The sequence below is a fragment of the Acinetobacter sp. G18 genome, from assembly GCF_052660225.1.
Genome location: NZ_CP109658.1, coordinates 2,102,435 through 2,114,969, shown reverse-complemented (window position 1 = coordinate 2,114,969; position 12,535 = coordinate 2,102,435). Strand labels below are relative to the sequence as shown.

Here is a 12,535-nt window from a genome sequence, read left to right as displayed (position 1 = left end):
GTTAAGTCAATAACCCTTTATAGTTAGTCAATATTCTTACTTAAAGTTTGTACCTGATCATCATGTGCTAGATAAGCCAATTCAATTGGTGAAATTACAAAAGTTGAGTTATCGGAGGTTTGTTTAAATACAAAGCCATATTCAAATGATTGCGTATTTTTACTTGGTAACCAAAATAAATAAGGGCAACCTGTATAGCTACCGTCCCAACCCATTTCTTTAGCCAAAGCCAAAGCGGTATCTGACTTAGCAATAATTTCTTTAAGTGATTCTTTGTCTCTTTGAGACACATCGCCGTCATCATCTGCAAATGTTTGTAAAAACTCGTTTAATGGGGTTAAGTCTTCCCAGTTATTTTCAATTGTTGAGAAATGATATCCATATAGCATCATATTTTAGTCTTCCGTTTTGTTATTGTGCTATTGAACATAACAAGAAATGCTTGAAAATGAAATGTTTGAATTTATGTTAAGTTGTTTATTTTTCATAAGTTACAATAGAATTTATATACAAAAATTAATGTTGTTTTCTTTTGTATATAAGTACTTTACCAATTCAAGATTTGAAGCAAAGCTTATGAAAAAATTGTAATGATTCAATTAAAAAGAATGTATTTTTAAGGATACTAGACTCTTGTTGAATACTGAATTTGTCATAATTCACTTATAATGAAAAGGAAAGTAAATAGAGCTTATTTATGTTTATAACAACAACTCGTCCCAATGATGCCTTAATTGAACAGCTGCTACCAATCTTGGAAGAGGCTAGTCAGATTTTATTACAAGAATATCAAAACTATTCAGCAGGATATGAGTTTAATATTCAAGAAAAACATGATGATTCACCTGTAACTCAAGCAGATTTAAAAGTAAATCAATTTTTATTAAAACATCTTGCAGAAATTACACCAGAGTTACCTGTCTTATCAGAAGAAAGTGACTATAGCGCTCGCCATGACTGGTTTTCTTGCTGGATGTTAGATCCGCTTGATGGTACCAAAGAGTTCATACATGAGCGGGATGAGTTCACGATAAACTTAAGTTTGATTGAAGGGCGCGAAACTATCTTCTCTGTAATCGTTGTACCTTGTGAGCAGGTTGTTTATTTGGGTTATTTAAAAGAGTTGCCTTTTAAATATAGCTTTAGCCAACAACAATGGTACCAATATCAAAAAGAGTCGTATTCAACACAAGCACCTGTACAAATTGGTTTAAGCCATAGTAGTAAAAATCCGAAATATCATAAATTTATTGAACCGATTGAAAAAAAACGGACCGTGATTCGACGTGAAGCGGGCAGTGCTTATAAGTTTTGCATGATGTTAGAAGGTGAGATTGATATTTACCCTAGATTTCATCCTACCTCTGAATGGGATACCAGCTCAGGTCAGGGATTATTAGAGAGTATAGGTGGGGGGTTACTCACCTTAAAAGGTAAACCCTTTGAATATAACCAGCGTGATACTGTATTAAACGGGGGCTTTATCGCATTTCGTGATCAACAAAGCAAAAAAATAGCATTTGAAGCTTTGGCTCAATCGGGTGTTTTGGATTGAGAGTTATGCCAGACATGTTATAGTGACAAAGTATTGAAAAAAGATGACACGATAAAATGGCACTCGATTTATTGCCTAAAAGCATGTTTGAAGCAATTGATTTATTGCCAGATGCTTCAACCCCTGTAACCCTTTTTACACGGCACTCGCTGAGAGAGTTGGTCGATGGGCAAGGCTTGGCAGGATACGATTTGCAACTTACTCCTCAAGGGCGTGAGCTAGCACAGGCATGGGGAAGCTATTTAATTAAAAATACGGACCGTGTGATTCAACATTGTATATCTAGTCCGATCCAACGTTGTGTAGATACTGCTGCGCTTATGATTGAAGGTGCAGATGGTGTAAGCCCTGAGCCGAATACACATACAATTGAAATTGTTGAACAAGGCTTACTAGTAGAACCGGGAAGCTTTGTACTCGATATTCAACAAGCCGCCCCTTATTTTCGTAAACAAGGGGCTTTAGGCTTTATTAATAGTTTTGTGAATAACGCATTACCTGGTATGAAACATCCCATTACGGGTGTTTTAGACGTGTTGGAGCTGATTTATCAGACTCATCCTAAAACGAAAAGTGGGTTAAGTTTAGCTGTTAGTCATGACACAATCATTGCTGCGATTGTTGCTGTAATTTCGGGTAATAATCAGATACAAAAGGCAGATTGGCCTGCAATGATGGAAGGTTTATTTGTATGGTTTGAAGGGGATGAATTTCCCAACTGTAAATTAAAATGGATTTGGAGAGGCAAGGCTTACGAGTTGGACGTATCAAAATTTCATAATGAACAGTAAAAGCAAAAAATATAGATAATAAAAAAAGCCCTATTGGGCTTTTTTTATATGCTTCAAATTAGTTAGCTAACGCTTTAACTTGAGCATTTAAACGGCTCTTATGACGAGCAGCTTTATTTTTGTGGATGATGCCTTTATCAGCCATGCGGTCGATTACAGGAACAGCTTTTTTATAAGCTTCTGTAGCAACTGCATAATCACCACCAGCGATTGCACTTAAAGTACGCTTGATGTAAGTACGAACCATAGAACGCAAGCTTGCGTTGTGTTTACGCGCTGTAACGTTTTGGCGCGCACGTTTTTTAGCTTGAGCAGAGTTTGCCACTCTTGCACTCCTTGAAAATAAGTTGGTCTGGGCGGGCTGTGGTCAATCCAGTAAACTGGTGTAACCATCACCAGCCCGTAAACAAGTGCCATATTGTGATGAATCAACACCGTGAAGTCAAGCCTTGCGAGCATTTTAAGCCGTTTTAGGGGCTGCTAAAAGCGTAAGAAAAGGTTAAATTTGAAACAAACTTAAAGAAGGTTGGATAAAAAATGACTATAAGCAAGAAAAAAGCAATTGTAGTAGGTGCTACAGGACTTGTTGGTTTAGCTCTTGTAGAGCAGCTTGAGCAAACACCAGAATTTGAAGCAATTACGGTTGTTGTTAGAAAAGAATCGCAACTACTTAATACATATAAAAAAGTTACTCAACTAGTCATAGAGGATTTTTTATTACTTAATGACGAAGACGTAAATGATCATACTCATGCATTTAGCTGCTTAGGTACAACTCTAAAAATAGCAGGTTCAAAGAAAGCCTTTTATGCTGTTGACTATGAAATAAATGCTCATTTTGCCGACTTGATCCAAGATAAACATATTCATTTCTTAATTGTGAGTGCGCTTGGAGCAAATGCTAAGTCACCAGTTTTTTACAATAAAGTAAAAGGACAACTCGAAGACTATATTCAAAGTTTAGATATTGAAAAATTATCGATTTTCCAACCATCTTTATTAATTGGTAAACGTAGCGATGTGCGTTTTATTGAAGATTTAGGACAAAGCCTATTTAAATTCATTGAAAATAAATGGCATAAACCATTCAAATATAAACCCGTTACTGCTGAGCAATTGGCTCATACCATGGTCGTAGCGGCGCTAGCGCAAATTGAAGCATTTAAGCGATATGATAATCTGAGCATACAGCAAACTCGATAAGGGAGAATAAAAGTGTCTACAGTACCATTTGTGACATGTGATTTATTGGATGATAACCCAGAAAAAGATTTACAAGTGGTCATACCCTCAATGGATGGTAAGTTCTTTAAAAGTTATGGTGCGCGTCAAACCTTTGGTGGACAAGTTGTAACTGTAAAGTGCTTTGAAGATAACTCACGTGTAAAAGAGTTATTGGCAACGGATGGTACAGGGAAGGTGTTGGTTGTGGATGGTGGTGCTTCAATGCGCTGTGCACTTATGGGAGATATGATTGCTGAGTCGGCAGTTAAAAATAACTGGAATGGCGTGATTATTTACGGCTGTGTACGAGATGTTGATGCACTTGCAACTCTGGATTTAGGTGTACATGCATTGGCAGCAATTCCACAAAAAAGTAATCGTAAGGGCATTGGTGAAGTAGATATTCCTTTGTATTTTGGTGGAGTCACAATTCAATCTGGAGATTTCATTTATGCAGATAACAATGGAATTGTGATTGCTAAGGAACAATTAGTTTAGCTCCACAATATAAAGGAACATGACATGGTGAATCATCAAATTAAAGTGTTGCAAGCAGTAGCATCTGCAATTGCTGAGGGTGGTAGAGGGGTTACAGGTACAGCATTTCCTAATCAACCTGTTAAAGCGTTAAAACTCTATGAATTTGAGGGTTCACCATTTTGTCGTCGTGTTCGTGAAGTGATTACACTTTTGAATTTGGATGTTGAAATTTATCCGTGCCCTAAAGGGGGAACAAAGTATCGTTCAGTTGTAAAACAAATAGGCGGTAAATTACAGTTTCCTTTTTTTATTGATGAAAATACAGGCGATAAGCTATACGAATCACAAGATATTATTCATCACTTATTTAAACATTATGGAAAGACAGGACAAACACCTCAGAAATTTTCAAATTATCCAAAAATGCCATATCTGGCATTTGCAGGGACGTTATTGAATGGTGCACGTGGAGTCTGGATTAATAAAAAAATAGTAAATAGAGTTGCACCTGAGCAAAAACTTGAACTATGGAGTTTTGAAGCAAGCCCATATTCAAGAGTAGTAAGAGGTTTGTTATGTGAACTTGAAATTCCTTATATTTTGCATAATGTTGCAAAAGAAAGATGGCAAGATATGGGACCTGCTATTCTTCGCTTAAAACCGGGTAAATATGTACCTTTAAAAGATGGGAAAAGAGAAAAGTTATTGCCGATTATGCAAGGTAAAATGCAAGTACCTTATCTGGTTGACCCAAATACAGGGGTTAAAATGTTTGAATCTGCTCAAATTGTAAAATATTTAAAACAACAATATGGTAGTTAAGATAAATTAAAAAAATTTAAAAGAGATTGGAGAAATTCAGTCTCTTTCAAGACATAAAAAGAATAAGAAATCGTACGATAAAAAAATGAGTATGCTAAATTACTACCGTAAATTGTGAAAAATAAGGCCTGTTTTTATGGAATGTATGAGAATTCAGCCAGTAACAAGTCATCCTGGTGAAAATGCATTATTTATTGTATTGGGGTTAGCTCAAGGTGATTCTGTTGTAGAAAAAGTAAAAGATTTTGCTGCTAATTTTTCAGCGTTAACTCGAAGTTTGTCTAATCGTTATCCAGAAAGTAAATTTAATGCCACATTCGGTTTTAGCTCAAATGCATGGGATGTTTTATTTCCAGAGCAAGCAAAGCCTCAAGAATTAGAAACATTCCAAGAAATAAAAGGCCCAAAGTACACAGCTGTTTCAACACCTGGTGATTTATTCTTTCATATTCGTGCTGATCGACAAGCTCTCTGCTATGAATTGGGAAGCATAATCAATGAACAGTTGGGTAAAGTGACTTACCCAATCGATGAAGTACATGGTTTCCGTTATTTCGATGGTCGAGCGATTATTGGCTTTGTAGATGGAACAGAAAACCCTGAACCTGTCATTGCTGCGCAGTGGGCGCTAGTGGGTAGTGAAGATCCTGAGTTTATCGGGGGAAGTTATGCATTTATTCAAAAATATACTCATGACATGGAAAAATGGCGTGCTTTAAGCGATGCAGAACAAGAAAAAGTGATTGGACGCAAGAAGTTTAATGATGTTGAACTTGGTGATGAGGAAAAGCCTTTAACAGCTCATAATGTGGTAAGTAAAGCGCATGATGCAGAGGGCAATGAACTAAAAATTATGCGTGCCAATATGCCTTTCTCGAATCCTTCAAAAAATGAATACGGTACTTTTTTTATTGGTTATTCACGTAAATTTAGTACAACGCGCCAAATGCTTGAAAATATGTTCCTAGGAAATGAGCAAGGCCATCTTGACCGTTTACTTGACTTTAGTACTGCGCAAACTGGTACTTTATTTTTTGTACCGACTGTAGATTTCCTAGATGATTTGGGTGACGAATAGTCGCTAGAAATTAATTAAGCATAAGTGATGGAGGTGAATAGGTTGCCTCCATTATTTACATTGAAACTAATATGATGTGATGAAATGTTTAAAAAGTTAAGCCAGCTTTTTCAAGGCTCGAAAGAGTCACCAGAGCAAATATATTTACAAGAGAATCAACTTAGTTTTGATTCTGAGCGTGGACCCGTAATTAAAAATATTGTCATTAACGAGAAATGGTCAGAGCATCTTGAATATTTTTCAAATCGTAAATTACAAAACTTTGATGATTTACGTAAGTTATTTCAAATTACGCCACAAATTAATGAAAAAATCGACTTAGAGATTGCAAGCCAACGCTATGTCGAAAGGTTAGGTAATACTGAAGAAAAGTTACTTGGACTTAAAGCAATTATACAAATATTGAATCAATATTATGTGATGTTTCTACGTGATAAATAAGTTCAAACATTTGTTTAAGAACTATAAAAAAGTATCGTAAAGTAGTAGCTTGATTTCAGAAAAATAACTCAATTCAATAAAAACATCATGCTACTATTAACCTCATATCTTTTTAGCTCATAAAAGCCATATACATGTTTCAACAAGAAATCTCTCAATTGAATTTGCAACAGCTCAAGGCCGGTGAAAAGCGTTGGGTGGGGTCATTATTAGGTTCATCAACCGCTTTATTGCTTAAAGAAATTGCGACTCAGCATTCTTCTTTATTAGTTTTAGTCGCTCGAAATAACCAACATGTTGCACAATTAGAAAGTGAACTTGAGTTTTATGGGATAAAACCGACAATTTTCCCTGATTGGGAAATTTTGCCTTATGATCGTTTATCACCGCACCAGGATATTGTCTCGGAACGTCTTGCGATTTTATCGAATATGCCGCAGCAAGGTGTATTACTCATATCAGCAAGTACTTTGGCTCAACGTGTTGCACCTTATTCATGGGTTTTAGGCAAGCACTTTGACATAAAAGTGGGACAAAAATTTGATTTAGAACAGCAAAAATTAAGATTGGTTCAGGCTGGCTACCACTTAGTAGACACAGTATATGATCATGGCGAATTTGCGGTACGCGGCAGTATTATGGATATTTTTGCATCTGGGCAAGAAGCTCCTATTCGTATAGACCTATTTGATGATGAAATTGATTCTTTAAAATTCTTTGATCCTGAAACCCAAAGAACAACTACAACGCTAAAAAGTTTTACAGTTTTACCTGCTAAGGAATTTCCATTAAAAGAAGCACGGTCAGTTTTTAGAGATCGTTATTCTGAGTTTTTCCCGACAGCAAACCCTAAGAAAAATCCAATTTATCAAGATGTCTTAGATGGCATCGCATCTCCAGGAATTGAGTTTTATTTACCTTTGTTTTTTGATAAAGAACAAATGCAATCGCAAAGTATGTTTACAACGTACTTGCCAAAGAATTGCATTGTAATTACAACCAATGATGTTGATACCGATTTAACTAACTTCTGGAAAGAAGTTATGCGTCGTTATGAAGATCGACGTCATAATATTGATCAACCTATTCTTGCTCCTGAAGAGTTATTTATTTCTCCAAATCATTTGTTGAGTGCTTTAAATCAGTTTCCACGAATGCTTGTGAGTGCGGAAACGATTGAAGAAAAAGCTGGTGCACTTAACCTTAAAACTGAGCAACCACCTAAATTACCGGTCGACCCAAAAAAAGAAAAACCATTTACAGCTGTAAAAAAATATATTGATGAAGCAAACCATCCTGTTCTATTGGTTGCGGAAAGTGCAGGACGTCGAGAAAGTTTAAAAGATGCATTGCGTTCAAGTTTGGGGGAAATTCCGAATGTAGAGAATTTTGAGCAATTCAAAACCAGTCAATTTGCAATTGCGATTACCAATGCACCTTTAGACCGTGGCTTACTTATAACTGATCAATTAACAGTTATTTCAGAAAATCAGCTTTATGAACACCGAGTTGTACAGCGTCGTCGTAAGCGACAACAGGAAGTTTCTGAAGAATTTCTGATTCGAAGCTTAACTGAGCTTAGTATTGGTGCTCCTGTTGTGCATATTGATCATGGCGTGGGGCGTTATGCTGGCTTAATTACACTTGCTATCGAAGGGCAAGACTATGAGTTCTTGCAACTCGATTATGCTGAAGATGCTAAAGTTTATGTCCCAGTAACAAACTTGCATCTGATTAGCCGTTATAGTGGTGGTGATCCAGATTTAGCACCATTACATAAAATTGGTACAGATGCTTGGAATAAGGCAAAGCGTAAGGCTTTAGAACAAATTCATGATGTTGCAGCCGAACTTTTACATATACAGGCACGTCGCCAATCAAAACCTGGCTTTGCTTTTGAATTAGATCAATCACTTTATATGCAATTTGCAAGTGGCTTTGCGTATGAAGAAACGCTTGATCAGGCCAATGCAATTGAAGCTACGCTGCATGATATGCAGCAAGCAAAACCAATGGATAGATTGGTATGTGGTGATGTAGGTTTTGGTAAAACCGAAGTGGCCATGCGAGCAGCATTTGTTGCAGTACAAAATGGTAAACAAGTTGCAGTTTTAGTTCCTACTACATTGCTCGCTCAACAGCACTATGAGTCTTTTAAAGACCGTTTTGCTGATTGGCCTGTTCGTATTGAAGTATTATCACGATTTGGCTCAAACAAAACTCATGTGAAAAATATTGAAGACTTGGCTGATGGTAAAGTCGATATTGTGGTAGGTACACATAAGCTATTACAAGAAAATGTTCAGTTTAAAGATTTAGGCTTAATGGTTGTAGACGAAGAACATCGCTTTGGTGTACGCGATAAAGAGCGAATTAAAGCTTTACGTGCCGATGTTGATATGTTGACTCTTACAGCAACACCAATTCCTCGTACGCTTAATATGGCTTTCTCTGGTATGCGTGATTTGTCAATTATTGCAACTCCACCTGCACGCCGTTTAGCAGTGAAAACTTTTGTGCAAGAGCATACAGATGCTTCGATTAAAGAAGCAGTTTTGCGTGAGTTATTACGTGGTGGACAAGTTTACTTCTTGCATAATGAAGTAGATACCATTGAAAGAGCTGCTGAAAATATCCGTGTTCTTGTACCTGAAGCACGCGTAGCTGTGGCACATGGACAAATGCGTGAACGTGAGCTTGAGCAAGTCATGCAGCAGTTCTATCACAAAGAATATAATGTGCTAGTGTGTTCAACCATTATTGAAACGGGTATTGATGTTCCAAATGCCAATACAATCATAATTGAACGTGCAGATAAGCTCGGTTTAGCACAATTACACCAACTACGTGGGCGCGTGGGCCGTTCACATCATCAGGCTTATGCTTATTTATTGGTACCTTCAATCAAACATTTGAAAGGTGATGCTGAAAAACGCCTTGATGCAATTCAACGCGCTTCTACATTGGGTGCAGGTTTCATGCTTGCTACTGAAGATTTAGAAATTCGTGGTGCTGGTGAGTTATTGGGTGAGCAACAAAGTGGTTCAATGCAAGCGATAGGATATAGCTTGTATATGGAAATGCTTGAGAAAGCGACCAAAGCAATTCAACAAGGTAAAACGCCGAATTTTGATGCACCATTGTCGTTAACTGCTGAAATTAATTTACATATTCCTGCGCTGATCCCTGATGATTACTTAGGCGATGTTCATCAAAGATTATTATTCTATAAGCGTATTAGTAGTACCGATACTCAGGAAAAATTAGATAATATCCGAATGGAACTGATAGACCGTTTTGGTGTTCCTCCACAGTCGGTTAAACACTTGTTTAGTGTGCATCAGATTCGCTTAAAAGCAGAACATTTAGGTATTACAAAAATTGATATTAATACTCAGGGTGGACATGTTGAATTTTCACCAGATACCCCAGTTCAGGCGATTAGTATTATTCAATTGATGCAAAAGAATCCGACCTATTATCGTATGGAAGGTGGTCAACGTTTAAAGGTAATGGTTCAGCTCGAAGAGTATGAAAAACGGATTCAATTTATCAATGATCTACTACAAAAATTGATGAGTGAACTACATGTCTGAGATATGTTTTTTTATAAACGATAACTGAGTAAGACATTTGTATTGCTACAATTGAAAGTTATGTACTATTTATACCTTGAGATATGAATAAGTGCATAAAATCATTATTATTTGTAAGCAAACAGGCTACTAATAATATTCACATCAAAACTGATGTGATAGTATTAGCCATTATTGTTTATTGTCATTTATAAAAGATATGTTTAGTTTGCATCCACAACTTGCTCAAGATACTTTTTTTGTAGGCGATTTTCCGCTTTCAACATGTCGTTTAATGAATGATATGCAATTTCCTTGGTTGATTTTAGTACCACGTGTACCAGGAATCACGGAATTATACGAATTGAGCCAAGCTGACCAAGAACAGTTCTTACGTGAATCAAGCTGGTTATCTAGCCAGTTAGCTCGCGTTTTTCGTGCTGACAAAATGAATGTTGCAGCTCTAGGTAATATGGTACCTCAATTACATTTCCACCATGTTGTCCGCTATCAAAATGACGTAGCTTGGCCTAAACCAGTGTGGGGTACACCAGCAGTGCCATACACAAGTGATGTTTTAGCTCACATGCGTCAGACCCTTATGCTTGCTTTACGTGGTCAAGGTGATATGCCTTTTGATTGGCGCATGGATTAAATCAATGTAATGCCACATCTCAGTGTGGCTACATTGAAATGTGGAGGATAGGGTGCAATTAGAGAGGTTTATAGATCGAGAACCTAAACAGTTTGCATATTTTCATCGTTTGATGGGATATTCAATTCTGTCATTGATTTTAGTGATCTATGCTTTCACCTCACCAAATACTAATTATCAAATCTATATTCCTCCTTTTTTTCTTTTTTTACTTTTTATCAGTTCTAAATTAGAACATTGGTTACAGTATCAATTTGATAAGAAAACACAAAAAAGTGTTTTTTTTGCCATAGACACGATTGTGGTGGCAGTTACTCTTGCAGGAGTACACCTTAATCTTGTTCCAACATTTATTGCAGTTTTTGCCTTATTTTACTCAGCTATTAATAGTCGTATTTCGTTTGCAGTGATTTGTTTAACGAGCTTACTTGGTGCGATTATTTTTTATTTAAGTACTTTTTTCCTATTCGGTTTCCATCCATATTTTGAAGCTACTAGCCAAGAACTTACAGTAATTACTTTGCTTGGTCTGGTTATGTTTATAACCATTGGTAATTACTACCAACATCGTTGGGTCAAAAAAATTAGTCAGCAACGTCAGCATTATTATGATCAAATGACACGTTATATTGCTTTTGCTAATCAGTTAAGCCGCTATGCGCCATTACAGCTATGGCAATCTATTATGCGCGGTGAGGCTGAGGCAAAAATTGAATATAAACGTAAGAAAATGACAGTATTCTTTTCTGATATTCAGGGTTTTACTGAGTTATCCGAAACCTTAATTCCAGATGATTTGGCTTTCTTGCTTAATGACTATTTAAGTCATATGACTGAAATTGCGAAGCAATACGAGGCGACTGTTGATAAATTTATGGGAGATGCGATTCTCATATTTTTTGGAGATCCGAACTCACAAGGTGTTGAGCAAGATGCCAAATCATGTGTAGAAATGGCAATTGCTATGCGTCAGCAAATGAAGTTGTTGCGCGAACGCTGGAAGAAAATGGGATATTCAGCCTTACATATCCGTATGGGGATTAGTACGGGTTATTGCCACGTTGGGAACTACGGGGCAACACATCGTATGGCTTATACGATTGTGGGTCGTGATGTAAATTTGGCGGCACGTTTACAATATGCTGCTGAAATCGATGAGATACTCATTTCTGATGATACTTATCAACTTATTAAAAGTGATTTTCTATGTGCACCTAAAACACCTATTTATTTAAAAGGTATTCAAGGTGCAGTAAAAACATGGCAAGTCATGGAAAAATATACAGGTAACAAGTCAGATCATCAGCAATGGTTTGATTATGAGTATAAAGGTTTTCATTTAGTCCTGAACTTAGAAGAAGTACAGAACTACGAATATCCAGAGTTGGTTGAAGTGCTTGAAAAAATGATTCAACGCATTAAAGTTCAACAAACTTTGATTAATACTCAAGGTGTGGCTCAGCTTAAACTTGAAGATGAAGTTAAACAGATAAATATTGATCAAAAGCAAAACCAAATATAAATTACAAGAATAAAAAAGCTGCCGAAGCAGCTTTTTCACTATTATATTTTAATGATTTTCTGATGCATGGTTAATTGTGTATTTCGGAATCTCGATTTCAAGATCTTCATCTACGATTTTAACTTGGCATGAAAGGCGAGAGTCTGGCTCTAAGCCCCAAGCACGGTCTAAAAGATCGGCTTCAACATCATTCATTTCTTCTAAGCTATCAAAACCTTTGCGAACAATGACATGGCAAGTTGTACATGCGCATGACATGTCACAAGCGTGTTCGATTTTGATACCTTTGTTGAGCAGGCTCTGGCAAAGATTTGCATTTTGTTCAACCTCAAATTCTGCGCCTTCGGGACAAATCTGAGCATGAGGAAGTACTTTAATACGTGGCATATTGA

General features: G+C 36.7%; 13 protein-coding genes. 10 read left to right on the top strand and 3 right to left on the bottom strand.

The genetic code is table 11. The features are described from left to right. Nucleotides 1–23: 23 nt before the first annotated feature. Nucleotides 24–392, bottom strand: a complete 369-nt coding sequence (locus NE363_RS10110; RefSeq protein WP_039251368.1) for a hypothetical protein — start codon at nt 390–392, stop codon at nt 24–26. Between the two features lie 305 nt (nt 393–697). Between NE363_RS10110 and NE363_RS10105 the strand changes: the two genes are divergently transcribed. Together NE363_RS10105 and NE363_RS10100 are read left to right on the top strand one after the other, a co-directional pair. Further along, nucleotides 698–1,555 (top strand): 3'(2'),5'-bisphosphate nucleotidase CysQ family protein, encoded by an 858-nt coding sequence (locus NE363_RS10105; RefSeq protein ID WP_445534969.1) that lies wholly within the window; start codon nt 698–700, stop codon nt 1,553–1,555. A 56-nt stretch (nt 1,556–1,611) separates the two neighbouring features. After that, nucleotides 1,612–2,346: a histidine phosphatase family protein gene (locus NE363_RS10100; protein ID WP_049065819.1), complete on the top strand. Its 735-nt coding sequence runs from the start codon at nt 1,612–1,614 to the stop codon at nt 2,344–2,346. A 58-nt stretch (nt 2,347–2,404) separates the two neighbouring features. On the opposite strand, the gene rpsT is transcribed toward NE363_RS10100, so the two are convergent. After that, a complete protein-coding gene (gene rpsT / locus NE363_RS10095) occupies nt 2,405–2,671 on the bottom strand; it encodes a 30S ribosomal protein S20 (protein WP_002117906.1) in 267 nt (88 codons plus the stop codon). 212 nt (nt 2,672–2,883) lie between these two features. Between rpsT and NE363_RS10090 the strand changes: the two genes are divergently transcribed. The 8 genes from NE363_RS10090 (at nt 2,884) to NE363_RS10055 (ending at nt 12,143) form a co-directional block, all read left to right on the top strand. Then, nucleotides 2,884–3,549, top strand: a complete 666-nt coding sequence (locus NE363_RS10090; RefSeq protein ID WP_077163999.1) for an NAD(P)H-binding protein — start codon at nt 2,884–2,886, stop codon at nt 3,547–3,549. 12 nt (nt 3,550–3,561) lie between these two features. After that, nucleotides 3,562–4,068, top strand: a complete 507-nt coding sequence (gene rraA, locus NE363_RS10085; RefSeq protein WP_240286468.1) for a ribonuclease E activity regulator RraA — start codon at nt 3,562–3,564, stop codon at nt 4,066–4,068. A 24-nt stretch (nt 4,069–4,092) separates the two neighbouring features. Further along, the gene (locus tag NE363_RS10080; protein WP_086497279.1) at nt 4,093–4,872 is read left to right on the top strand and encodes a glutathione S-transferase N-terminal domain-containing protein; all 780 of its coding nucleotides are present in this window, start codon (nt 4,093–4,095) and stop codon (nt 4,870–4,872) included. A 145-nt stretch (nt 4,873–5,017) separates the two neighbouring features. Further along, the gene (locus NE363_RS10075) at nt 5,018–5,950 is read left to right on the top strand and encodes a Dyp-type peroxidase (RefSeq protein WP_445534968.1); all 933 of its coding nucleotides are present in this window, start codon (nt 5,018–5,020) and stop codon (nt 5,948–5,950) included. Between the two features lie 84 nt (nt 5,951–6,034). Further along, nucleotides 6,035–6,391, top strand: coding sequence for a hypothetical protein (locus tag NE363_RS10070; RefSeq protein ID WP_004701928.1), 357 nt, complete (start codon nt 6,035–6,037; stop codon nt 6,389–6,391). A 134-nt stretch (nt 6,392–6,525) separates the two neighbouring features. Then, nucleotides 6,526–9,987: a transcription-repair coupling factor gene (mfd, locus tag NE363_RS10065; RefSeq protein WP_445534967.1), complete on the top strand. Its 3,462-nt coding sequence runs from the start codon at nt 6,526–6,528 to the stop codon at nt 9,985–9,987. Between the two features lie 199 nt (nt 9,988–10,186). After that, nucleotides 10,187–10,621 carry an HIT domain-containing protein gene (locus NE363_RS10060; RefSeq protein WP_004701924.1) on the top strand — a complete coding sequence of 145 codons (435 nt, stop codon included), beginning with the start codon at nt 10,187–10,189 and terminating at the stop codon, nt 10,619–10,621. A 52-nt stretch (nt 10,622–10,673) separates the two neighbouring features. Beyond that, nucleotides 10,674–12,143: an adenylate/guanylate cyclase domain-containing protein gene (locus NE363_RS10055; protein ID WP_019459027.1), complete on the top strand. Its 1,470-nt coding sequence runs from the start codon at nt 10,674–10,676 to the stop codon at nt 12,141–12,143. A 48-nt stretch (nt 12,144–12,191) separates the two neighbouring features. On the opposite strand, the gene fdx is transcribed toward NE363_RS10055, so the two are convergent. Further along, nucleotides 12,192–12,530, bottom strand: coding sequence for an ISC system 2Fe-2S type ferredoxin (gene fdx, locus NE363_RS10050; RefSeq protein WP_002049779.1), 339 nt, complete (start codon nt 12,528–12,530; stop codon nt 12,192–12,194). Nucleotides 12,531–12,535 lie beyond the last annotated feature (5 nt).